21 protein-coding genes and 3 pseudogenes are annotated in these 23,302 nt (G+C 68.9%); 8 read left to right on the forward strand and 16 right to left on the reverse strand.

Annotation, left to right across the window (positions count from 1 at the left end; translation table 11 throughout):
* Window positions 1-68 precede the first annotated feature (68 nt).
* From ACIBCM_RS33480 to ACIBCM_RS33510, 7 genes are all read right to left on the reverse strand, one after another.
* The gene (locus tag ACIBCM_RS33480; protein WP_399249928.1) at window positions 69-911 is read right to left on the reverse strand and encodes an ABC transporter permease; all 843 of its coding nucleotides are present in this window, start codon (window positions 909-911) and stop codon (window positions 69-71) included.
* Entirely contained in the window at window positions 908-2,041 is a 1,134-nt protein-coding gene (locus ACIBCM_RS33485) for an ABC transporter substrate-binding protein (RefSeq protein WP_399249930.1), read from the reverse strand. Before ACIBCM_RS33485 ends, ACIBCM_RS33480 begins: the two co-directional genes overlap by 4 nt.
* Before the next feature lie 3 nt (window positions 2,042-2,044).
* Window positions 2,045-3,013, reverse strand: a complete 969-nt coding sequence (locus ACIBCM_RS33490) for a sugar kinase (RefSeq protein ID WP_399249932.1) — start codon at window positions 3,011-3,013, stop codon at window positions 2,045-2,047.
* A 2-nt stretch (window positions 3,014-3,015) separates the two neighbouring features.
* Window positions 3,016-3,669, reverse strand: a complete 654-nt coding sequence (locus tag ACIBCM_RS33495) for an RraA family protein (protein WP_399249934.1) — start codon at window positions 3,667-3,669, stop codon at window positions 3,016-3,018.
* A 181-nt stretch (window positions 3,670-3,850) separates the two neighbouring features.
* Window positions 3,851-4,822: a LysR family transcriptional regulator gene (locus tag ACIBCM_RS33500; RefSeq protein WP_399249936.1), complete on the reverse strand. Its 972-nt coding sequence runs from the start codon at window positions 4,820-4,822 to the stop codon at window positions 3,851-3,853.
* Window positions 4,823-4,918: 96 nt separating this feature from the next.
* On the reverse strand, window positions 4,919-5,407 hold the full coding sequence (locus ACIBCM_RS33505; protein ID WP_399249938.1) for a 2,4'-dihydroxyacetophenone dioxygenase family protein: 489 nt from the start codon (window positions 5,405-5,407) through the stop codon (window positions 4,919-4,921).
* Window positions 5,408-5,460: 53 nt separating this feature from the next.
* A complete protein-coding gene (locus ACIBCM_RS33510; protein WP_399249940.1) occupies window positions 5,461-6,174 on the reverse strand; it encodes an SDR family NAD(P)-dependent oxidoreductase in 714 nt (237 codons plus the stop codon).
* 876 nt (window positions 6,175-7,050) lie between these two features.
* Between ACIBCM_RS33510 and ACIBCM_RS33515 the strand changes: the two genes are divergently transcribed.
* Both ACIBCM_RS33515 and ACIBCM_RS33520 read left to right on the forward strand, forming a co-directional pair.
* Entirely contained in the window at window positions 7,051-7,524 is a 474-nt protein-coding gene (locus ACIBCM_RS33515; protein ID WP_399249942.1) for a hypothetical protein, read from the forward strand.
* Window positions 7,525-8,254: 730 nt separating this feature from the next.
* Window positions 8,255-9,625, forward strand: a complete 1,371-nt coding sequence (locus tag ACIBCM_RS33520) for a HEAT repeat domain-containing protein (RefSeq protein ID WP_399249944.1) — start codon at window positions 8,255-8,257, stop codon at window positions 9,623-9,625.
* A gap of 295 nt (window positions 9,626-9,920) precedes the next feature.
* Here the strand turns inward: ACIBCM_RS33520 and ACIBCM_RS33525 are convergent, their stop codons facing one another.
* The gene (locus ACIBCM_RS33525; RefSeq protein ID WP_399249946.1) at window positions 9,921-10,382 is read right to left on the reverse strand and encodes a PaaI family thioesterase; all 462 of its coding nucleotides are present in this window, start codon (window positions 10,380-10,382) and stop codon (window positions 9,921-9,923) included.
* 70 nt (window positions 10,383-10,452) lie between these two features.
* Between ACIBCM_RS33525 and ACIBCM_RS33530 the strand changes: the two genes are divergently transcribed.
* A complete protein-coding gene (locus ACIBCM_RS33530; RefSeq protein WP_399249948.1) occupies window positions 10,453-10,722 on the forward strand; it encodes a hypothetical protein in 270 nt (89 codons plus the stop codon).
* 116 nt (window positions 10,723-10,838) lie between these two features.
* On the forward strand, window positions 10,839-11,003 hold the full coding sequence (locus ACIBCM_RS33535; RefSeq protein WP_399249950.1) for a hypothetical protein: 165 nt from the start codon (window positions 10,839-10,841) through the stop codon (window positions 11,001-11,003).
* Window positions 11,004-11,585: 582 nt separating this feature from the next.
* Here ACIBCM_RS33535 and ACIBCM_RS33540 read toward each other — a convergent pair.
* The 7 genes from ACIBCM_RS33540 to ACIBCM_RS33570 all read right to left on the reverse strand — a co-directional run bounded on the left by ACIBCM_RS33540 (window position 11,586) and on the right by ACIBCM_RS33570 (window position 18,275).
* Window positions 11,586-12,734, reverse strand: coding sequence for an ABC transporter substrate-binding protein (locus ACIBCM_RS33540; RefSeq protein ID WP_399249952.1), 1,149 nt, complete (start codon window positions 12,732-12,734; stop codon window positions 11,586-11,588).
* Complete coding sequence (locus ACIBCM_RS33545) at window positions 12,731-13,600, reverse strand: ABC transporter permease (RefSeq protein ID WP_399249954.1); 870 nt, start codon at window positions 13,598-13,600, stop codon at window positions 12,731-12,733. The genes ACIBCM_RS33540 and ACIBCM_RS33545 overlap by 4 nt, the downstream gene beginning before the upstream one ends.
* Window positions 13,597-14,445 (reverse strand): ABC transporter ATP-binding protein, encoded by an 849-nt coding sequence (locus tag ACIBCM_RS33550; protein WP_399249955.1) that lies wholly within the window; start codon window positions 14,443-14,445, stop codon window positions 13,597-13,599. Before ACIBCM_RS33550 ends, ACIBCM_RS33545 begins: the two co-directional genes overlap by 4 nt.
* A gap of 44 nt (window positions 14,446-14,489) precedes the next feature.
* On the reverse strand, window positions 14,490-15,299 hold the full coding sequence (locus ACIBCM_RS33555; RefSeq protein WP_399249957.1) for an N-acyl homoserine lactonase family protein: 810 nt from the start codon (window positions 15,297-15,299) through the stop codon (window positions 14,490-14,492).
* An 80-nt stretch (window positions 15,300-15,379) separates the two neighbouring features.
* Complete coding sequence (locus ACIBCM_RS33560; RefSeq protein ID WP_399249959.1) at window positions 15,380-16,009, reverse strand: DAK2 domain-containing protein; 630 nt, start codon at window positions 16,007-16,009, stop codon at window positions 15,380-15,382.
* 2 nt (window positions 16,010-16,011) lie between these two features.
* Entirely contained in the window at window positions 16,012-17,007 is a 996-nt protein-coding gene (locus ACIBCM_RS33565; RefSeq protein WP_399249961.1) for a dihydroxyacetone kinase subunit DhaK, read from the reverse strand.
* Window positions 17,004-18,275, reverse strand: coding sequence for a phosphotransferase (locus tag ACIBCM_RS33570; protein WP_399249962.1), 1,272 nt, complete (start codon window positions 18,273-18,275; stop codon window positions 17,004-17,006). Before ACIBCM_RS33570 ends, ACIBCM_RS33565 begins: the two co-directional genes overlap by 4 nt.
* A 246-nt stretch (window positions 18,276-18,521) precedes the next feature.
* Here ACIBCM_RS33570 and ACIBCM_RS33575 point away from each other — a divergent pair, with 246 nt between their 5' ends.
* Window positions 18,522-19,271, forward strand: coding sequence for a GntR family transcriptional regulator (locus tag ACIBCM_RS33575; RefSeq protein WP_399249963.1), 750 nt, complete (start codon window positions 18,522-18,524; stop codon window positions 19,269-19,271).
* A gap of 13 nt (window positions 19,272-19,284) precedes the next feature.
* On the opposite strand, the pseudogene ACIBCM_RS33580 reads toward ACIBCM_RS33575, so the two are convergent.
* A pseudogene (locus ACIBCM_RS33580) lies at window positions 19,285-19,608 on the reverse strand (IS1380 family transposase); the annotation flags it as partial.
* Between the two features lie 291 nt (window positions 19,609-19,899).
* Between ACIBCM_RS33580 and ACIBCM_RS33585 the strand changes: the two are divergent.
* From ACIBCM_RS33585 to ACIBCM_RS33595, 3 genes and pseudogenes are all read left to right on the forward strand, one after another.
* Window positions 19,900-21,953, forward strand: a pseudogene (locus tag ACIBCM_RS33585) (HelD family protein).
* A 20-nt stretch (window positions 21,954-21,973) separates the two neighbouring features.
* A pseudogene (locus tag ACIBCM_RS33590) lies at window positions 21,974-22,136 on the forward strand (Hsp20/alpha crystallin family protein); the annotation flags it as partial.
* A gap of 688 nt (window positions 22,137-22,824) precedes the next feature.
* Window positions 22,825-23,250 (forward strand): hypothetical protein, encoded by a 426-nt coding sequence (locus tag ACIBCM_RS33595; RefSeq protein ID WP_399249965.1) that lies wholly within the window; start codon window positions 22,825-22,827, stop codon window positions 23,248-23,250.
* Window positions 23,251-23,302: the final 52 nt, after the last annotated feature.

A 23,302-nucleotide genomic window follows, 5' to 3' on the forward strand; every position in this document is an offset into this window, starting at 1 on the left:
GGGCCCCGGGCCCGCTCCTCCGCCCCCGCGGGAGCCGTGCTTTTCTTCCGTTCGGAAGACTGTCGATGTCATGAGTCCCGCGCTCCCGTCGTTCCCCAGCGCTCGACGGTGCGCCGCTCCAGCGGCGCCAGCAGGAGCCGGTCCATCAGCAGCCACAGCACGCCGATGATCACCATGGAAGCGATGATCACGTCCGTATGGAAGTACTTCTGCGCCTGGAACAGGGCGTATCCGAGGCCCGCGCTGCCCGCGATGATCTCGGCGGCCACCAGGCCGCGCCAGCCGTATCCCAGGCCGACCCGCAGGCCGGTCACGATGCTGGGCAGGGCACCCGGGAGCAGGATCTCCCAGAACATCCGCAGCCTGCCGGTGCCCATGCTGCGCGCGGCGCGGAGCAGTTGCGTGGGGATCTGCCGGACGCCGAGCATCGCGTTGTACGTCAGCGCGAAGAACATCGAGTTCCACACGATGAAGATCACGGCGCGGTCGCCGTACCCGAACCAGAGCGTGGCGATCGGGATCCACGCGATTCCGGCGAGCGACACCGAGAACCGCAGCAGCGGCGAGAAGAACGCGGACAGGGCGGAACTGGCGCCCAGCGCGATGCCGAACGGCAGCCCGGTCACCAGCGCCAGCGCGATCCCGATCCCCATGCGCCGCAGACTGGCGCCCAGATGACGGAACAGGTCCCCGCTGGACCACATGTCGCCCAGTGCCCCGGCCACGTCGGTGACCTGCGGGAAGGTTCGCATCGGCACGTCCGAGACCGCGACCACGACCGCCCACACCGCCACCATCGCCGCGAGCGGCCCGCAGAACCACAGGGCGGCGGACACCCGCCGGGCGGCGGTGTCGCCCGCGCCGCGACGGGGCGGGCGCCGCGGGACCGCCTTCACGGGTGGCGCCGTCACGAGGGGCACGCCTTCGTGGCGCTCGTACGGTCGAAGGTGTAGTCGTCGCCGATCACGGCGGAGTCCGGCACCGCCGGCAGGTCCGTGAAGAGCGCGCTCTCCTTGCCCATCACCTCGAGCATGGGGCCGGGCTGGAAGTACTTGTTGACGTCGAAGCCGGGCTTCGCGTTACCGTTCTCGGCCAACAGCCGGGCGAGGGTGTCGAGCGCGAGGTAGTTGCAGACGGAGAAGCGCGGGTCGAGTTGCTTGACGTTGTTCTTCATCGACTGCCGGGCGACGTCCAGCTTCGTACCCGGCAGCCAGCGGGTCGCCGACTGGGCGGCCTTCTCCGGGTTCTCGCGCATCCACTGGTCCGTCGTCGCCCGCGCGGTGAGAAAGCGCTCGACGATGTCGGGGTTCTTCGCGGCGTACGCGCGGGTGGTCACGATGTAGCCCACGAACGGGATGTGACCGCCGCCGCGCAGCACTTCCCGGGCACCGTCCACCTGCTGGGTGATCTGGATCGGGAACGGGTCCCAGACGATGGCGACGTCGATACCGCCGGACTTGAGCGCCACCGCCATGTCCGGCGGCCCCGTGTTCACCACCTTGACGTCGCTCGCCTTGAGACCGGCCCGCTCCAGCAGGCCGAGCAGGTACAGGTGGTTGATGGAGCCTTCGGAGACGCCGATGCGCTTGCCGCGCAGGGTCTTGAGATCGCCGCCGTCCACTCCGGACTTGGGGGCCGCCACCACGGCCATGGTCTCGTCGATGCTCTGCCGGCTGGCGGAGCCCGTGTAGTTCCCCACCAGGGCGAGGTCGATGCCCTCCTGCGCCGCGGCGATGGCGGGTGTGCCGACCTGTACGAAGTCGACCTCGCCGGCCTGCAGCGCGTTGAGGGCGTCCACGCCTGTCGGGAACGGGTCGCTGAGCTTCACGTTCAGGTTCTGTTCGTCGAAGTAGCCCGCCTCAAGTCCCGCGGGCAGGCTGATCTGGTCGATCGCGGACACGTATCCGGCCCTGACCTTGGTGGGGGCCGGGCCGTCGCCGCCGGATACATCGTCGTCGACGGTGGACCCGCCGGAACACCCGGCGAGCAGCAGAATGCCCGAGCAAGCCGCCACAGCTATGTGACGTTTCGCGCGCAACATGACTCATCTCCTGATCGGTTTGGACTGCCTGACGGGCGGTTGACCGCCGGTGAGCGCGGCCTCCACGACGTCGCGGTGGGGAATCGGGGTGACCGCGCCGGGTCCTGTCGTGGTGAGCGCCGCCGCGACCGCCGCATGCCGGGCGGCCTCCTGCGGTGACACGCCGTCCAGCAACCGGGCCGCGAACACGCCGTCGAAGGTGTCGCCGGCCCCGGTGGCGTCCACCGCGTCCACCGGGTGCGGCGCGATGTACGTCACCGCGCCCTCGTGGGCCAGCAGCGCTCCCTGCGCGCCCATCTTCAGCACCACGATCGACGGGCCGCGGCGCACAAAGGCGTCGAGCACGTCCTCGGGGCTGTCGGCGCCGGTGAGCAAGCGGCCCTCCTCAAGGTTGGGCAGCGCGATGTCGCACAACTCGACGCTGCGCATGACCACGGCGCGGGCGCGTCCGGCCGGCCAGAGGGCGGGCCGCAGGTTCGGGTCGTAGCTGATCAGCGTCCCGCTCTCACGGGCCAGCTCCATGGTGTGGAAGGTCGCGTCGCAGGCGGTGGTGCTGATCGCCTGGGTGATACCGGTGAGGTGGACCAGACGGGCCCGTCGGACGGAGTCGGCCGGGATGTCCGCGGGAGTGAGGCGGCTGGCGGGTGAGTGGGCGCGGTAGTACGTGAACCTGCTCTCCGACTCCGAGCGGGAGATGAAGTAGATGCCGGTCCGCCCGCCGGCCTCCCGGACCACGTGTTCCGTACCGACCCCCTCCCGCTCCCACAGGCGCAGGAGCGCCGCGCCGAAGTCGTCGTCGCCGATCCTGGTGACGTAGCCGGTGCGGGCGCCGGAGCGCTGGGAGGCGATGGCGAAGTTGGAGGTGTCGCCGCCGTATCCGACGCCGAAGGCGTCCGCCTCCCGGATCCCGGGCGACGTGGCGGTTCTGGTGTGGAACTCGAGGAGCGGTTCGCCGACCGCGAGGATCTCCACGGCTAGATCCGGTTGTACTTCTCAAGGCCGCCCGCCAGCGACCCCGATTCGAGTATCAGCGCGGTCTGTTCCCGCTCCCGCTGCTCGATCTGCTGGGCGGCTTCGAGCACCGCGTCGATCAGCTCAGCCGGTACGCACACCACTCCGTCGGTGTCGGCGACGATGAGGTCGCCGGGGCGGACGGGTACGCCGCCGAGTTCCACGGGCTCGTTGAGCGACACCGTGCGATAGCGGCCCACGGTGGTCGCGGGCACGCTCCCCCGGGCGTAGACCGGGAACTCCGGGTAGTCGCGGCGGATCTCCTCGACATCGCGCACGCATCCGTCCAGGACCGCGCCGGCGATCCCGTTGGCGACGGCACCGGCGGACATCAGGCCGCCCCACACGGCGACGTCGGCGCCTCCGGCGGTGATGCAGACGACGCTGCCCGGATCCGACTCGTCGATGGCCCGCAGCGCGTGGCCGGGCGGAGCCGGGTCCGGGGAGGGCACCTCGAGCACCGTGACCGCGGGGCCGACGAGCTTGCCGGCGAGTATCTGCCGGATGCTGCCGGACAGGTAGCCGCGTCGTCCCAGCTCCTCCACCGCGTCGGCCACGGAGGCTGTGGCGATGCTGTGGAATGCCTCGACGGTCTCGGCGGGAATCTTCGGGGTCATGTCGTATGGGCTCCGTTCTGCTGGCAGCACATTCCAGAACGCATTTCTGGAACTACTCGGCCGACGCTGTGACGTCGGGCAGGAATACCGTAGGAGCGGAATGCCGGAGCGGTGAGGGATCGGGCTCGAATGCGGGTATTCGAGAAGCGGATATTCGAGAAGCGATGCGGGCGAGTGCCGGCTAACCGCCGGTCGGCACCGGCTCCGCCGCGGCGCCGCTCGCCGCCGGCCACGGCCATGTCGGCGGATCGAGCCGGCTCAGGCAGTCCCGTACCGCCTCCACGGCGGGTGAGGGACCGTCGTTCAGCCGCCACCAGGCGGCGACGACGCGCTCGCAGCCCGCGTCGACGAGCGGGACGAGCGAGACGCCGTCGGTGTCCGCGGTGGTCATGGCCAGGGCGTTGGTGATGCCGACGCCGAGGCCGTGCCGGACCAGGCAGATCAAGGTCTGCGGCTGGTTGGTGCGTTCGGAGACGACCGGGTGCAGGTCCATGTTCGCGAACGCGAGGTTGGGCTCGTACTGACGGCTGTGGCCGTCGTCGCTCTCCCCGATGCTGATCACCGGCAGCCGGGCGGCCTGCGCCAGCGTCAGCCCGTCCGCCCCCGCGAGAGGATGATCCGAGCGGAGCACGGCGACCAGCGGCTCACGCCACAGCACCCGGCTGGTCACCCGGTGGGAGTTGACCAGCGGGTGCAACGGGCGCACGGCCATGTCGATGCCCCCGTCCGCAAGCTGCTCGCCCAACTCCAGGCTGGGGCCTTCGTGCAGCACCAGACGTATCTGCGGATGGGACGACCGCAGTGCCCGGACCACCCGCGGGTACAGATACGCCGCGACGCTCGGGTAGCAACCGAGCCGTACCGTGCCGCACACCGTTCCCTCGGCGGTCCCGGCCAGCATGCCCAGGCGTCGGATGATCTCTTCGGCGTGAGGGAGGAGTCCGCGGCCCTCGGGAGTGAGGATCGAGGGCTGCACCGAGCGGTCCACGAGCCGTCTGCCCACCAGCCGTTCCAGAGCGGCCACATGGCTGCTGACCCGTGGTTGGGAGCGGTAGAGGGACTTGGCGGCGGCGGAGAAGCTGCCGTGGCGGGCCACCGCCACGAAGCTCGCGATCCAGTCGATGCGGTAGTGGTGCACGCTGTTGAGGTCCATGGGCGTCCTCCGATCATCGAGATCGTCCAGACGATACCCTCGGCCGACTGGTAGGCATAGCGGTCTGAAAACGCTTTCACCGGCCCCTGACGTGCGCTACCTGATGAACTGGTCCGCGTAGTCGGCGCCGAGCCCGATCTTCTCGTAGTGGGCGCGGCACATCTCGATCTTGGTGAAGGTGTCCTCGTAGCCGATCTGCTCGCTGTCCGCGTTCACGTACGCCATGGCACCGGTGATGTTGAAGAATGTGATCATCTCGGGGCAGTCCTGCGGCACTTCAAGGGTGTGGATCTCCCCCGGCGGTTCGTACACGAAGTGCCCTGCCTCCGCGACCCAGTCGTGCTCGTGGTACTGCCATTTGCCCTTGAGTACATAGCCGAAGACGACGCCGGGATGCCGGTGCCGGGAGACGATGCCGGCGGCGGTCACCTTCAGCAGGTTGCACCACTGCCCGGTCACCGTGTTGAACATCAGCGGCCGGAACCATACGTTCGGCGCCTGCGGCACCCAGACCCGGTCGTCTTCGGGCAGTGCGGCTATGGCGATCTCCGGCGGCACGGCTGCGGAGATCGGGATGACGGCCATGTTCATCGGTCCTTTCCTGCAATGCGTGGTGGGGCTCGGATCTGTCTGTCCGTTCACGCGGCCAGATATCCGCCGTCGACTGCCAGCACGGCGCCGGTGATGAAAGCCGCGTCGGGGCCCGCCAGAAAGGAGACGGCCCCGGCGATATCCGCGGGCGTGCCCCATCGGCCCATCGGTGTGCGGTCGAGAATGCGCTTACTGGATTCCGCGCTCTCGTGCAGGTCACTGGTCAGTCCGGTGCGGATCCACCCGGGTGCGACGGCGTTCACCCGGATTCCCTGATCGGCCCAGGCGACCGCGAGCGACTTGGTGAGCTGCATGACGCCGCCCTTGCTGGCGCTGTACGCGGGCACCCGCCCGCCGCCGAAGAAGCTCAGCATGGAAGCGATGTTGACGATGCAGCCGCCGGAACCGGCCAGCGCCTGCCGCGCGGCGACGCAGGAGCGCATGGTGCCGGTGAGGTTGACCCCGACGACGTCGGTGAAGACCTGGGGCTCGAACTCCCGGCCGCGGGCGATGACGCCGACGGCGTTGATCAGTACGTGCAACTCCTCGAACTCGCTGAGGAAGTCATGGAGTTCACCATCCCGCCGGACGTCGAGAGGTACGGCGCGCACCTGCTCCGGCAGGGTGCACGCGGCGCGTTCCGCGTCGAGCCCCGCGACGACGACGTCGTCACCGTCGGCCGCGAACCGCCCCGCGATCGCGGCACCGATCCCGCTGGTCCCGCCGGTCACCACCACGGTTCGTCCGCTGGGTTCCGCCACGCGGTCATCGTGCACAGCCGTCTCCTCCGGTGTTCGGCTCGGATGCGATGAACCTGATTGAACACACGCATGGAGCGCACGTCAGCTCTCATACGAGAGGGGAATGAGACCCATTCGGATAGCCCCGTGACGTGGCGCTCATCCCGCGTCCGGCAGGTGTACGGACTGAGCCTGGCGCAGGACGTGGCCCGGGTCGTAGTGCCGCTTCGCCTGCTGCGGCCGGGCATGGACCCTCCCTGGAGGAGAGGTCGTGCCCATGGGACGCCGGAGCTGTTCCACGTGCGCGCTGCGGGGCCGATGTCCGGATGGTTGACGTGCGGCCGTCGGTGGCCTCTTGGACGTATGTCCGGAGGGAACGACGAGCGCGTGGAGATCTTCCGCGGCTGTCCTGCACTGATGCCGACAGGCGAGGGCCCCGGATTCGCTTCGACTCCCCGGATCTCCATGGCCGGGTGTTGGTCGAGCATGGCGCGCAGGGTGTACCTGGCCCGCAGATCGCCATGCCGCAGGCCTTTGCCGCCGAGTACGCGCGGGAACTCGTACGCCGCGTTCTGCGCGGCGGCCCGGACGACACGGCGGGTCGCGTCGCCCACGACCTGTCCCGCCACTTCACCGCCGGATTCCGGATGAGCCGCGGGACCAGTCGGAAAACGGTGCCTGACCGTGTGGAGTTTCCGGCGGCCGCGCTCGACCTTCCTGAGGGCGGGGGAACCATCTGCCCGTTCACCTACGGAACTGCTGGGCCGTGCCGGGATGCCGCTTCCGGATCCGTGCACGGATCGTCAAGTACTTGCGACCAGCGGTCGTGTACGCGGGACTGCCGGAGAGCTTCACTGAGATGAAAGTCAATCCCGCCCTCGCTTGGATGGAGGACGTATGAAACGTCTGTTGTCGCCCGGGGCTGCATTTCTCACGTCCGTGGCCTGCGCGGCTGCCGTGTTGTTCGCTCCCGGCACCGCTCAAGCGGTACCGACCTGGGAGGAGGACTGGATCACACTTGCCAGTGACCGGAACTGCGACTACATCGCTACCGCCCCGAATTCCGGTGCCTCCACCGTCTGCTTCGAAAAGAACGGCGACAAGCTCTGGGTGAAGAGCTTCGACAGCCTCAATGCGCGGATCTCGATGCAGTGGTGGAACGAGATCCGTACAGCAAGCGGGTGGGAACTCCACCGGCACGGGGAGTGCTTCAACGACTCCGGTCAACACGCTCTGGGATCCTGCAACAAGGACTTCTACGAGCACAGCACCGTGCGCCCGGACGGGGGGCACGGGAGCAGGATCCGCTTCAAGGCGTGCCGCCTGGGCACCTGCAGCGGCGTCACTCCGTGGATCAACAACGACGCGTGAGGAGAAGCCGCCAGCGTTCCAGCCGGGCCTGCCCTTCCCGGGCAGCCCGGTGCCGCCGTGTCCCGGAATCCACCGGCCAGGCCCCGTCCCGGAGCAGCCGGGACCGCGGCGGAGCCGACGTGCCGAAGGGCGCCCATCGATGTGGCTCTCGGCCTCGGGTGCTTTCGCCGCGCAGCCGTACTCACCTGCGAAGAGTGCGGCGAGGACTTCCGCGTCGGATACGTCAGCCGCGCCGAAGCCCTGCGGCGGTTCCGCAGGACCTGTGACTTGTGGAGGTGGCTGGTGGTGCCGGCCGGCTACGCGTCATTCCTGGGGTACATCTTCACGACAGGAGGACTGCTCAGGGACCTGGCCCAGGGCCCACCCGGCAGCAATCCTCGCGCTCCTGGCGTTCGGGTTCCGGGGCATCCTGCCGGTGGCCGCAGTGTGCCAGGACATACGGGAGCTGAATCGTCCGGCTGGCGGACTCCCCGGCACCGCCGCCCGAGGAGCAGCACCTCCGGATACGTACGCGCGAACAACCCGGGCGAAAGCGGCAGATGGCCGGAAGGCCGTTTGCAGCCGGTTCGGCCGAGCGGGACCGCCGTTCTGAGCGGGCTCGTCCGAGGCAGCGCGCGATGGTGATGACCGTACGAATGCCGTCTGGTGGCGCTCGTTCGGCTCACATCCCGGAGGGTCACCCGGTGTTCGCTCGAAGTGATTGTCGTACTGGCTGGCTAGGGTGCCCACCATGGACAAGCGACTGCTGACCGAGGGACTCTCCGGCGCTCGGAACGACACCAGGCTGACCCGCGACGCGCTCGTGGAGCAGGGGACGGCCGTGGTCGCGGCGGTGCTGGAGCTGCTCTGCGACGAACGGTCACCGGTCGACTGGACCGCTCCCGCGGACATCCTGCGCCGGATCGGCGAGCCCGCTCTCCTGCCGCTGGTGCAGGCGGCGGTAGCGGCGGACTCGCCCGAGGTCGCCAGGAGAGCCGGGTGGACGCTGGGGCGGCTGAAGGTGCCTAATCACGCGGTCTACGTGCCACTGCTGGAGCACCCGCATCCCGCAGTCCGAAGCGACGCGCTCTTCGCCTTCCAGACCCAGGGCGAAGCGGCGGCAAGGTTCGTCGACAAGCTGATCCCGCGGCTGGGGGACCCGGAGCACGACGTTCGGCAGCGAGCGGTCTGGACCTTTGAGGCGATCGGCCCCGCAGCCGTCCCCAGCCTGCAGCAGGCACGCCGCCGACCCGCCCGCGGGCCCAGGGTACGAGCCGGGGCACTGGAGGCCCTCGCGGCCGTCGGCGGGCCCGCGGCCGTCGAACCCGGGGACCGGAACGCTTGGGACCGGCTGACCAGGATCAAGCTGCTGACCGAAGTCCCAGAGGGCATGCGTCTGTGCGGCTCCTGGTACGCGGTGCCGACCGCCGACCAGGACGCGGTGCTGGATGCCTTCGACCTGGCCCGCCCCCAGCCGGTCACGCTCCGAACCGGCGCGGCGGCCTGGAACCACGATCACCACAACGGGTACCGGACCCGACCCCACACATCCTGCTCACGCGTCTTCGTCAGCCCTCCCCTGGACGGCTGGACCCTGGTCTTCGGCGACTCCTCCCAGAACACCCACCGCATCGTCGACACGGACGAGAGGAATCGGCTCCTTGACCAAGTGGTGCGGGAACGGTGTACCGGCCTCAGCCGCCGGTTCGGCTCGGCCCAGTGGTACGGGACGAGCTGCGGCGACGATTGGACCGCCTGGTGCATCGCCGAGGACGGCGAGGTGGTGCGCCACTACGACGCCTACAACGCGGAGGAGGACGGCGATGACGGCCCCGGGCACCCGGCCGAATCCGGCTACCTCCTGCCACACCAGGACGGATTCCCCGACGACGCCTTCAACGGCGTGAGCACAACCGACTCCGACGCCCTGCGCGCCCGTTACCTCCAGGTGAAGGAAGAACTCCAGATCCCCGACACGTGTGACGCCACCGACATCGCCGCCCGGCTCTCCGTCGATCCCGGAACTCTGGGAGCGCACACCAGGACAACGGGCTGCGGCGTCCTCGCCCTCACCGAATGCGGCAGAGAACACGGCCACCCTGCGGGGGCACTACCGGTGTAACGCATCCGCCGGACATGACGGAAAAGCCCGATCCCGCCCGCACGAGTCGGGGAACCATCTCCAGCAGTTCGGGAAGCGATCGTCCCCGGGTCGAAACCGTCCCTGGTCAGCGCTGCTCATGAACGCCCCTGGGGCGGTCCCCACAGACAGCTGGACCACGCAGGCTGGGCCGGGCGCTGCCGGCGTACGTACGTCTGGGCGAGGCTCCTCACGGAGAAGTGACTCGCAGCGGCCTCCTCACCGGCACCCTCGCGGACGGGACTCATCTGGTGTCGCCCTTCCTTCCTCCAGCGCGTCACTGTGCGGACGTGTTCACGCGGATCAGCGTCTGCTGGCCGTGGGCCACAAGGGTGCGTCCTGCCCCGTCCCGGAGTGCGTACACCTCCAGCCGGCACACGGTCAGCGTCCGCCCGGACTTCACCACGGTCCCGATCGCCTCGATGCGGTCGCCCACGGCGGGCGAAAGGAGGTTGATCTTGTATTCGACGGTGAGGACATCGCAGTCGTCGGGAAACAGCGTGAGAGCCGCGTAGCCGCCGGCAGTGTCCGCGACCGCGCTGGTGGCGCCGGCGTGGATGTAGCCGTGCTGCTGCGAGACTTCCTCACGCGCCCCGAGGACGATATGCACCCGGCCGGGAGTGATGCCGGTGATCCGCGCGCCGAGATGCGCCATCAGGCCCTGCCGGTCGAAACTGTCCTGGACGCGCCGGCGGACCTCCGCGCTTGCCTCCTGCTGCTGGTCCGGTGCCTCTGTCACGAGAACGTTCTCCTTTGTCCGGGTGCCGTCGAGGGTACGCAGCGGCCGTGTCAGCTGGCCAGGACACATCATGGCGCGCCCCCGGCACGGCACTTGCCGGGCCGCAGGCACCCTGATGACCACGGGCTGCTCCGTGCTGGAGCGGGACTATCCCTCCGCCGACCCGGTGACGCTCTCACAGCGTCTGACGGACCGCGCGCAGTGGGCGTACGACGGCATGGCACTGCCGCCCCACGAGACGGTGAGGCCCGTCCAGGTGATCCCCGGCCCCAGCTGCTACGCCGGCGGCCTCAGCATCGACAAGACTCTGCCGGATGTCGTCGTCTTCGAGCTCAGCTGACGGTCGGAGCCATCCCACTCGATGTCGCCCGTGCCACGGAAGCCCGCCTGCGTGAGAAGTTCACCTCGGCGGGCTGGACCCTCGCCCACGACGGCAACCGCACGGACGTCGTCGCCTTGGGATTCCGTGTCCAGGACCCGGCGACAGGCGACCAGTTCGACCTCGCGTGGAACGACTCGACCACCTCCCTCTTCCTCACGGGCTACACCCCCTGTGCGAGGGTTCCCCACCCGGCGGCACGCAACCCGTCGCCGAAGACCTGGACACCGAAAGCCGCCTGACACGCCGCACTCCGACACCCTCGACGGGGGAGCCGGTCGACGTGTGCGAGAAACGCGTACCCCACTCAAGTGGGTTCGCCGCTCGTGCCGAACCGGACAGGAACGAGGGCCCGACGGAGGGCGTCATCCGCCCCTCGACGGGGCCGGCAGGCTCTCGTTCGAGCACGAGGCCCTCTCGTGCCGCATCAGCCGCGCCCGTCCGGGCGGCCTTCGGAGCAGCCCGCTGGCATGAATGCCCATGCTCACCCCGACCGGAGAAGTCCGCAGGTGGGAGCCTCGTCGTCTTCGCTCCGGCACTTCTCCGCAGCCGCCCGGTTCGTCGCCACTGCCACGCCGCCGGCATCTGAGGTTCGCACGCCACTGGCCCTGGACCGACGTGATCACACATGACCCGGAACGGCTCGAAGACCTCCCGAACCCCGGCTGACCGGCACGTTCCCGTCCCCGTGAGCAGCACCGCCCCCGCCAGACCCGTGGAACCCGGCGCCGACCCGGCGCGACAGCCGGGCCATCAGCGAGCCCGTCACCGACCCGAGCAACCGAAACGGCCCGCCGAGAACCGACGGACCGTCACGACAGCCCTCAGGTGAGCGGGGCGTTCACCCAGCGCATGAGCGCCGGGTCGCGGACGACGGACTCATACGTCTGCTGCTGGATGTTGTACTTGGCCAGGTCCACGTGCTCGGGCAGGGTTCCATCGCTCTTGCTCTGCTTTTCGTAGAAGTCCAGGGACCTCTTCCAGTAGAGGCTCGACCCGGGATTGTAGGTGTCGCGTGCGGCTGCGCCGGGGTCGGTGAACTGGACGAACTCACGGATCTGCTGCCGGAGTTGGGGGATGGTGAACGTGCCGCCGGAGCGTTCGTTCATCGCCTTCTGTATGACGGGCAGGGCGAGGTCGGGGCGCTCGTTGACGTAGCGGGCGGTCCGCATCCAGATGGCCACGAGCTTCTTCACCGTCGACTCGTTCTTGGCCAGCCACCGCTGGTCGACGGCGGCGGTCCCGTACCACAGGCCGCCCGGGCCCAGCACTTCCGCTCCCCCTATGTTGACGAACCTGTCCGGATAGGACATGAGCAACTTCGACTCCTGCGCCAGGGAGCCCATGTACAGATCGCCCTCGCCGGCGAGGAATGCGGTCGCCGCCTTCGCGTCGTCGGACACATCGATGACCCTGATGTCGCCGGGGCGAAGGCCCGCGTACCGTTCCAGACCGGAAACCAGCGTGCCGAAGATGACCTTGTTGCCGATGAGTGTCTTGCCCTTGAGATAGGCGTGGATGGCCGCGCGGGCACGGTCCTCCGGCATTCCTTGCTTCGTCAGCGCGTCGAACGACGGGGCACCCTTGCGGCCGACCATGATGAAGCCCTTGAACTGGTTGACGGTGAGCACGTCGCGCAGCGTGGGGACTGACACGGCGTACGGCATATTGCACGCAGTGCAGGTGCTCACGACGTCCACGTCGCCACGTTGCATGGCCTGGTAGGCGCTGTTGACCTGCGACAGGTAGGTCAACCGCAGCGACAGACCGAGTTGCTGGTCCAGGCCGTGCTGGACGGCGAACTCCCACGGCATGTAGTCGAGGAGAGGCTGTACGGCGACTGTGACCGAGGTGTCGTTCGGTTGCACCGTCGCGGCGCAGCCCGTCGTCACCGGGAGTACCGTCAGGAGCAGCGTGAGCAGAGCCCGGCGTACCCGCCGCTTCCCGGTCCGGCGCTGAGTCGACGCCGTCACAATGCCCCCAGCACGGAGCCGACCGGTGCGGCCATCTGGTCTCGCTCGGTCCAGCGCAACAGGCGGCGCTGCCCGATGCGGATCAACACATCGACCAGGTACGCGATCACGCCGTAGATCACGACGATGACGATGATCCCCGCCGTGTCGAGGTAGTTCTGCCGGTTGATCATCAGGTAGCCGAGCCCTTTCTGCGCGCCGATCATCTCGGCGGCGACGCCCAGACCCCATGACGCGGCCGCCGAGACTCGGACCGCACCGACGAGGTGCGGGCTGATCGACGGAATGACGACGGTCCGGTAAATGAAACTCCGTGAGGCACCCAGATTCAGCGCGGCCTTCACATAGGTCGGCGTCACGTTGCGGATCGCCTCAAGGGTGGTCACCACGAGGACCACCGCCGTGCCGAATCCGACCAGGACGATCTGGGGCGTGCGCCCCAGCCCGAACCACAGGATGAACAGCGGGATGAGGGCGAACACCGGAATGGGGCGCAGGGCGTCGAAAATGCCGCCGAGCAGAATCCGGACGTGCTTGCTGTACGCCAGCAGAAGTCCGATCAGGACGCCGACGACCGTACCGACGGCGAAGCCGACCAGCGTTGTCAGGATGGTGGACGAGATCGCCGAGCCGAGGCTGGCCTCCATGCCACGAAAGGAGCGCCATACTTGTGCCGGGCCGGGCAGAAACAGTGGATTGATGACGTTTGCGGCGCTCAGCCACACCCAGGTGACGACGAGCAGGATGGGGACGACAAGGCTCTCGCTCACGCGCGCCGCGATACGCATCAGGGGCGAAACGGTCCGCGGGTGCGCCGCCTTCTCCGCCGGCGGCCGGTTCGCGGCCGGTGCCTGTGGCGTGCTCATTCGACATTCCCTTCGCTGATGCGCCGGCCGAGTTCCCGGCGGAGTTCCTGAAACTCCGGACGCGTCTTGATGGAGACATCGCGCCCCTTGTCGAAAGGCACGTCCACCAGTGCCAGGAGCGGCCCCGGTCCCTTCCGCAGAATGGCCACGCGGTTCCCGACGAACAGCGCTTCCTCAAGGTCGTGGGTCACGAACATCGACGTCAGATTCCGCCGCACACCGATTTCGCGGAACTGTACCTGTAGCCGTTCCTTCGTCATCACATCGAGGGCGGCGAAGGGTTCATCCATCAGAATCGAGTCGGGGTCGACGGCGAGCGCCCGGGCCATGTCGCAGCGCTTTCGCATCCCGCCGGAAAGCTGGTGCGGGTAGGCGTCCGCGTACTGGGAAAGGCCGACCAGGTCGATCATTTCCGCGACGCGCTGTTCCATGACGTCCTTGGGGGCACCGCGGGCCCGCAGACCGTACGCCACGTTCTGCCGTACGGTGAACCAGGGAAAGGTCGCGTCCTCCTGGAACACCATGACGCGGTCGGGGCTCGGGCCTGTCACCGCGCGGCCCTCGGCCGTTACCGATCCGCTGGTCGCCGTGAGGAATCCGGCGGCGATGTTCAGCAGCGTCGATTTCCCGCAGCCGCTGGCTCCGACCAGACACAGTGTCTCCCCTCGGCGCAGGGTGACATCGATTCCGGCGAGGACAGGCGCGGTCCGGCCCGCCCGATCGTAGGTGAGGCCGACGTCTTCGAACGACATGTAGACGTCGGAAGGGGCTTCCACGGCGGCATTGTCCGTCCCATTGGCGATCATGTTTGTACTTCCAATCCGCCCGCTGCTCGGCAGTGACACTGCGGCAGGCCCTGGGCCATCGGCGGTAGATGATGCGCGAATCGCTACGAGTAGTACTCGGGGCTCAGGCGGTAGTTCTTCCAGTCGGCGGGGTCATGGTGGAACAGCACGAGCGCACCCTCGTCCGCAGCCAGCTTCTTGAGCCGCCGTGCACTGCGATAGGCGTCCAGCGGGTCGACGAGCAGCCGGCCGGTCATGATGTCCTCGTCGAAGTTCGTCTTTGTCGGCAGGACGCCCGCGGGCAGGAGGACCGTCCCGGTGTCCGGCAGCCGGACGAGCAGGGCCTGCTCACCGCGCGTATGACAGGGCGAGCTGAGAACGACGATCGAACCGTCGCCGAACACGTCCCAGTCCTCGCCGTACAACTCCACGCACGTGCGGTCGCGCAGACCGACGAGGTCGTTGGGCTCGTACGGCCGGTTGTAGGTCGCGCGAAGCCAGGCAGCCGGCCAGTGAGCCTGCTGCAGCTCCACGCCCTGGACGATGACGGTCGCGTCCGGCAGGTACTTCAGTCCGCCCGCGTGGTCGCGGAACAGACAGGAGAGCACGACGAAGTCGATGTCGGCCGGAGTGAGCCCTACCGCCTTGAGGTGGCTGACGATGTCCTGCCCCTCGGCGACCTCGGGTCGTACGAGGTCGGCCATATCGCCCCAGTACTCGTGCGACCGATCGACCAGGGCCGGGTCGAGGCCGGTGTCGAACAGCACGCGCCCCCGCGGATGCTCCACGAGGAACATCAGGCTGGGCACCTCGACGCCGACCCCGCAGCCCCGGTCGTAGGTGAAGACGCTCTGGTCGTAGTGGAGCAGGCCGGAGCACATGACGTACAGCTTCATGTCGGTGGGTTTGGGCATGAGTGACGCTTTCCCCTCATGTTGTGGTCGGTTCTTCTCGGGTGCGGGCGGGCTTGTCCCGTGTTCGCGTGGCGGTCCGGTCATCGGGCGGCGATCGCGTCGCGCAGAAACTCCAGGAACCGGATGTAGGCGACCGAGCCGCCGTCGGTACGGCCTGCGCTGCGTTCGCCGACCCATGCCGCCCGTCCCTTCCTGGAACGGTGCGCCGTCAGCCGCTCGGTCTCCAGGCGAGCCGCCTCGATCATGGGGATGAGCGGCTCGGCGCCGTGCGCGTTCGCCGTACGCAGCGCTTCAAGGCTGGCCGTCATCGGGTCGAGTACGGTCTTGTCACCGAGCTCGGCCTTGCCGCGCCGGGCGATGCTCTCCGTGGCGGCCCGTAGCATGGCCTCGCCCGTACGGGGGTCCAGCCGCTCCTCCGAGCGGATGACTGCCGCCGCCGAGATGGAGGCGCCATGGATCAGCGCCGCGAACGTGGACGGGTTGGCGCCGCCGAACGCCTTTCCCGCCGCCTTGACCATCTCCGCCGGACCGGCCTCCCCGGGGAGTGCCGCGATCGCCTCGATGGCAGCGCGGGCTCCTGAGCTGACGGTGATGCCGAGGTCGCCGTCACCGAGCTCGGCGTCCAGCTTCCCGAGTTCGTCCGTGCAGTCGCTGAGCCGGCCGAGGGCGTCCATCAGCACCCGCCGGGCCTCACCGGTCGCGTTTTCCATGGTCAGAACCTCACCAGCGGCGAGTGCGAAGGCGCGGCGAGCAGCTTCTCCAGATCGCCGTCGAGTTTCATGACGCTGATCGAGGCGCCGGCCATCTCCATACTGGTGGCGTACTCGCCGGTCCAGCGGTGCACGATCGTGACGCCCCGCTCCTCAAGGAGTTCACGTGCGGTCTCACCGACCAGGTAGAGCTCCTCGGCGGGCGTCGCCCCGAGGCCGTTGACCAGCAGCGCGACCCGGTCGCCTGCGCCCAGCTCCAGTTCCTCGGTGATCGGCGCCATGAGCCGCCGGGCGGTCGCGTCCGCGGACTCGATGTCGATGCGGTCCGACCCCGGCTCACCGTGGATCCCCACGCCGATCTCCATCTCCGTCTCACCCAGGGTGAAGGTCGGCTTGCCGGTCGTGGGGAGGATCGTGGGTGCGAGCCCGACTCCGGCGCTGCGCATCGCCGCAGCGGCGCGGCGCGCGATCTCCTCGACTGCGGCCAGGTCGTCACCGCGGTCTGCCGCGGCACCCGCCGCCTTGTAGACCATCACCATGCCGGCGATGCCGCGGCGGGTGCCGGCGGCGGACGCGGGCGCGGACAGGACGTCGTCGCCGATGACCACCGTACGGATGTCGATGCCCTCGGCCGTACCCTCCTCGGCGGCCAGGTCGAAGTTCAGCACGTCGCCGCCATAGTTGCCGTAGAGGTAGAGCACACCCGCGCCGCTGTCGGCCTCCTTCGTCGCGCTCAGGATCTGCTCGGACGACGGCGACGAGAACACGTTGCCGACCGCCGCTGCCGTACACAGCCCGGAGCCGACGTAGCCGAGGAACAGCGGCAAATGGCCCGATCCGCCGCCGGTGACGATGCCGACCTGAGGCCGTTCGGGCCGCTGCGACCGTACGATCACGCGGTCGCTGTCCTTGCCGACACGGATCTCGTCGTGGGCGCGGGTGATCGCGTCGATCACCTCGTCCACGAAGTCTTCCCGCCGATTGATCAGCTTCTTCATAGGTATCCCTTCTGGGAGTTGACGGCCCTGTCCCACAGCTCCGGGAACGTGCGCAGGGTCGCGTGTGAGGAAACGAGGTCGTGCCAGGTGCCGAGGGCCAGCCGCTCGGCGGCCTCGCGGGGTCGCTCGGGCAGTGTCATGAGGTCCTCGACCTTGAACCGGCCACCGATACGGCGCAGCAGCTCGATGCCCATGAACAGTGCGGCATGGGACACCAGCCGCCCTGTGTATCGGTGTGGTTCGCTCGCCCGGGCCCGGAGCCGGTGGATCAGCTCGGCCCAGAACTCCGCTGCGGTCCGGTCGAGGTACGCGACACCGTGGCCGTCGTCCAGGACGGTCCGGCGTATGCGCGCCAGGCACAGGTGGGCCAGGAACGTCGCGACGTCGAACGCAGGCGGCCCGTAGAACGCGAACTCCAGGTCGATGACGCGAACGCCCCCGGCGTCGTCGGCGAGGACCGAGCCGGTGTGCAGGTCACCGTGCAGCAGGCACTCCGCACTCGTCATGAACAGGCGGCGCGCCTTCGCCGCGGAGTCACGCGCTGCCCGGTCCGCCCGGATGCGAGCGGCGACATCGCGCAGATGCGGCGGCCAGGAGTTGCTCGAGTCGTGCTCGAACGGGGCGCGGAAGACCATGCGCTCGGTGAAGCGCTGCATGGTCGCGTCGTCGAACGCCTCCCGGTACCGCGCCGCGCGATCGCCCTCGTTCACGCCGCCCGCCGCCCCGGTCGCACCGATGCCGTCCGAGCCGCGCGCAGGACCGTCTGGGTCCTGTCCTGATCGCCTGGCTTCGGTGCCCACGATGATGTCGCCGCAGTAAGCCCCGACCGCGCGGCCCACCCCGGGAACGGAGGCACCTGCGATGAGTTGGCCGCGCCAATCGCCCGCCGTTCCGACGTCCTCCAAAGCGATCATGGCCTCGGCGTCGTTCCTGGCGATCAGACGTGGCAACGACCCCGGAGAGACCGCCTCATGCACGGCGTACGCGTCGGCCTCGATCCGCACACGGTTGGTCGTCAGCGGCCAGGACGGGCCGACGGACCGCACGTACGGCAGCGCGCGCTTGATGATCACGCTCTCTGTCGCCGAACGCGCACGGAATACCTGGTTGAGGTTCCCGTTACCGATCTCGACGAGGGCCGAAGGCGGCTCGCCGAGGACACGCGCCGCGAAGCCGGTCACGGATTCGATGTCTCCGGCACCCGCGACGGCCGACGCGCCGCCCTGCGGACCGGCATCGGCTGGGCGCATCCCATGTCCGCTCGCCATGACCACAGCCCCTTGTCTCGCTCGCCATTGCTCATCCACTGCTCGGCATCGCCGGATACGGGTGCTCACCTGGGGTGGAGCACCACTGCGGAGGGGCACTTGCCCGGCAATAGTTGGCTAACAACTGTTGTCTGTCAAGGGCCTGCTCTATACTGGCGACGGCCTGAACACCGGCAATGGATGGCCGGTACAGGGAAGCCTGCGCCGCCGACTCGAGCGCAGGAGACAGCCGAGAGGGTTGAGCCGTTGCCACGACAGTTGAGTGCCGCCGGAACGACGCTGGCGAGCCAGCTCGCCCAGGTGCTTCGCACCCGAATCCGCGAGGGCCGTTGGGCGGACAGCCAGCGGCTGCCCACCGAGGCCCAGCTATGCGCCGAGTTCAAGGTGTCGCGGGTGACGGTGCGTCAAGCGATCCGCACCCTGGCAAGCCAGGGGCTCGTTACTTCACAGCACGGGGTCGGCACGTTCATCTTGTCGACCGACGCGATGGTCCACACGGGACTTCAGGAACTCAAGTCGATCACTGAGACGATCCGCGAAATGGGCCTGCGCCCTTCTATGCAGTACTACGCCAAAGAGATCCGCCCGGCCACCGCCGAGGAGGCGAAGAAGTTCTCCGTCCCGGCCCGATCGGAGATCCTGGAGATCGCGCGTACGATCTCCGCGGACGGCACCGTTGTCGCCTATTCGCAGGACACCATGCCGATGTGGGTGTTCGGCCTGGACTTCCAGCCGCGCCAACTCACCGGTTCGGTCTTCTCCTACCTGGAGAAACACACGAACGTGCGGCCGCGCAAGGCCATCTCCGAGGTGCACGCGCGAAACCGGCTGGCGGAGTTCTGGGAGCGTCTCGCGCTCGACGAGCACGATTCCGACCAGCTTTTCATCCTGCTGGACCAGATGCAGTTCGACCTGCAGAACCGCCCGTTCATGCACACCCGTGTCCACTTCGTGGAGGGGCGGTTCAGCTTCATGGTCCTGCGCGTGGCCCACTGACCCGGCGCACCACACGTATGCGTCGGGGCTCCCAGAGCCGGGCCTTGCCTGTCAGGGCCGGCATGGGCATCCAGGCGCCGGCAGGCCGAGAGCGATCTGGACGATCTCCGGCTTGTTCTGCGTGGTGCGGGGCGGGGGCCGCTCGTGGGGGCGGCCCGGATTCGGCCCACTTCCCGAGTTCGCAGCCGGTGGCGAAGCTCAAGTTCGGCAACCGGCCGGCCGGTGGTACTGGCGGCGAAGCACGTGATCGCACGCCGTTCGCATCCGTGATTCTCAACTGTGCGCCGGGATAGGGCCGTTCTTCGCGGACGATCAGACACGTGCCGCTGGGCCCGCCTCCAGAGTGGAGGGCTTGCGGGGCGGACGGCGCATCACTTCCTGCCAGGTGCGGGCCCAGGCGTGCCGGAGGCCGACTCCCACTGCTGATCACAAGGGCCCGGAGCCGGTCAGGCGTCCCAGGCGCCACGCGCAGGCACCCGAGAGTGCCGTCCTCGCTCCGCGCCGTCGCGGCTGATGCTCGAAGGTAAGTCAAGCCTTACCTTCTTGGAGCTCCGGCGGCATAGTGAGGACCCGGTTGAGAGGAGGTCAGTTGTTGCTGCGGGTCGACGGTAGTAGCGGACACCAAGTAATGGTGGAACGGGCCCGGGTCCGCACTGTGTACGGGTTGGTGGACGAGCGGGTTGCGCAGGCGCGTGCGCAGTTGGCGAATGTCCTGAGGTCGCCGGTCGGGGGTCCGGGTGAGGCGTATGCGCGTGAGGTGGAAGTCGGGCGTCTGACGGATCTCGTATGCCGGTTGGTGGGGGCCGAGCGGGGGCTGGTCTTCGGCCGCATCGACGGCGTGGACGGGACGGTGCTGTACGTCGGGCGGATCGGTCTGCGCCGGGTGGACGACGATGTCCCGGTGCTGGTGGACTGGCGGGCGCAGGCGGCGCGGCCGTTCTACGCGGCCACGCCGCTGCACCCGCTGGGGCTGCGGCGTCGCCGGCATCTGCGCTGTGAGGACCGTGAGGTGTGTGCGGTCACCGACGAGATCCTGGACGGCTCCCCCGCGACGGCTGAGGACGTGGTGAGGGACGGTCCGCTGGTTCGGGCGCTGGAAATGGGGCGTACTGGGCGGATGGGCGCGGTGGTGGCCACGTTGCAGGCGGAGCAGGATGCGGTCGTCCGCAGCGTGGATCGGGGGGTGATGGTGGTGCAGGGCGGTCCCGGCACGGGCAAGACCGTGGTGGCGCTGCACCGGGCCGCGTACTTGCTGTACGCGTCCCCTCTGGTCGCCGAGCGCGGCGTGCTGGTCCTCGGACCGAACGCACGGTCCCTCGACTACATCTCCCAGGTCCTGCCCTCGCTCGGCGAGAGCGATGCGGTCCTGACGACCTGCCAGGAGCTCGCCGGGGTGCGGCAGGCATCCCGGGAACCGTTCGAGTCGGCGCGGCTCAAGGGCCGCCTGGTGATGGCGGACGCGCTGGCAGAGCTGGTGCGCTCCCGGCAGGCGCTGGGCGGGACTTCAGGGTCCGTGTGGGCCAGGAGCAGATCCGGCTGCCGGATGAGGAGATCGCACGGGCGCGGGGCGCGGCCGCGGCGAGCGGCCTGCCGCACAACCAGGCGCGCGAGGTGTTCAAGCGGCACCTGGTCGAGGCGACCGTCACGGCGCTGCGGCAGGCGGTTGCCGATGCCCTGGCGCGCTTCGACGCCGAATCGGCGTCGAGCACCGGAATCGATCTCGACCAGGCCGTCGAGGACGATCTGCCCACCCTCGGGCTGGCCGACACGCCAAGCGGTGATGGGCATGAGGAATTCGACGCGGACGCCGTGAGCGCTGCCCTGTTCGACGACGCCCTCACCGAGCGCGCCGTGCAGGCCCTGTGGCCTCATCTGAAGCCCGAGGACCTCGTCCGGGAACTCCTGGCCAGCCCCCAGGCTCTGTCGGCGTCGCTGCCAGACCTGACCTTTTCGGAACGCTCCCGGCTGCTGCACAATCCCAGCACCGGGTGGACGGATGCCGATGCCGCTCTGCTGGACGAGGCGGCGACCCTGCTCGACGGCCCGCCCGAACGCGTCTTCGGGCACGTCGTCATCGACGAGGCCCAGGAACTCACCCCCATGCAATGGCGCATGGTCCTGCGCCGCTGCCCGTCCCGGTCGATGACCGCGGTGGGCGACTTCGCCCAGGCCGGACCTGCGGTCACCGCCCACAACTGGCACCAGGCGCTGGCTCCGCACCTGGGCAACCGCTTCGTCCTGCGCACCCTGACCGTCAACTACCGCACCACCGAAGAGATCCTGGACTCAACCAGCGGTCTGCTCGCGCGGATCGCCCCCAGCCAGAAGCCGAGCCGCTCGATCCGACACGGCCAGACCCCCTGCACCCGAACCCTCTCCTCGCGCTCGCATCTCGCCGCCACTGTGGCCGACGAACTGCAGATCCAGGTTGCCGCTTACCCGGGCGACCTGCGCGCCGTCCTGTGTCCGGACGCCACAACCGCCGAACTGACCGACCCCCGGATCACCCGGTGGGCATGCCTGGTACCTGCCTCGCAGGCCCGCGGCCTAGAGTTCGACTCTGTCATCCTCGCCCTCCCCGACGAGATAGCCGCAGCCGGGCCCAGTGGCGAAAGGGACCTGTACGTCGCCCTCACCCGCGCCACCAAGAGACTATGCGTCATCGCCGCTGAACCCGCGTGATGCCGGCCGGCAACCCCTGTGTCTGCTCCCGCCAGATCGTGTTGGCCGACACGCTGGACACCGTGCACATCAAGTCCGCCTACGACACCGGGGCCCTCACTACGCATCCCGGTTGCCGAGCGCGCCGAGCCCGCCTGGATCGCCACCGGCGGGGGACCCTCCCGCAGGGAGATCTCCGGCTGAACCAGGCGACCCGGGTCAAGCAGCGTCGGGGCGGGCCTCGGCCTTCGTCCACAAGGGCGGCTCCCCGCGGTCGGCAATCCACGCTCAGCTCGCCGGCCGGCACAGCGCGGGCGCGGCCGGACATCACGAGCAGCCCGGCCGCTGTCAGGGCGGGAGCCCCGGCAGCAAGGGGAGCTGCACCCGGTAGTCCAGCGGTGCCACCATGGCCGTGCCCGCGAGGAGGACGAGACCGGCAGGGGCGACACCATCGTTTCTCGGTGGCCGCGACCCAGCCGAGAAGTTCGTCCGGCATCCTGGCCTGCACCGTCGGACACTGCCGGGAGCAGCACGGGACATGGGTGCGGCCGCCGATCCTGAGCGACCGAAGACTGCTCGACCCGTCGGAGAGTGGTCTACAGGTATCGGAAGGCGGACCCCGCGCTTGAACAGCTGCCGGACCTCGTCGAGGGCCGTGCCGCGGCGGCCAGGGCGGCACGCCTCAGCTTCGTGATCACGATCAGCAGAGATACCCGCCCTCGCCGCCGTGAGAGGTGACGGGCGCCATGAGGAACGGTCTTTCCTCGGGTGCTGCGGCAAGCGGTGTGCACGGATCGTCAAGCACTGGGTACGGATCGCCGGTCACTTCGGGGCTCGGCTGCCTGAACCTGGTGGCTCTGGCACAACCGAGCATGCGAGGAAGGGGAACGAAGTGAGTGTAGGACGTTTCATCGCGAGCGGGGTGTTCGGCGCCGCACTCGTTCTGGGGGTCGCTGCGTCACCGGCCACGGCGGCCGACGGTACGCAGCGGGCCATGCCGAAGGCCGGTACCCCGGCGGGTGGGTGCCTCTACGAGGACTGGTGGGCGAAGGTCTGTTTCGAGCCCGTCGGCGAGTGGTTCTGGCTCCTGGACAAGACGGGGGCGAGTTCGCACTTCGCGGTCGAGTGGGAGCACTGGACGTCGTCCGGTGTGCGTCGTCACGGTGTGATCTACAACGATCACGGTCCGGCCGGAAGCTGGACAGCTGTGAACAAGAGCTTCGAGGAGGGGCTGACCGTCGTGTGGCGCGTCTGCGACTACGACGTGCCGTCAGGCGGCCTCAGCTGGTGTTCGGGCGGGAATGTGTCGCCGACGTAGCCCGGACGGAACGTCAGTCAGGCGATCCTCTGCGGTGGACTGCCGGCAGGCG

Origin of the sequence: Streptomyces sp. NPDC051018, assembly GCF_044456085.1 — a bacterium.
GTDB lineage: Bacteria > Actinomycetota > Actinomycetes > Streptomycetales > Streptomycetaceae > Streptomyces.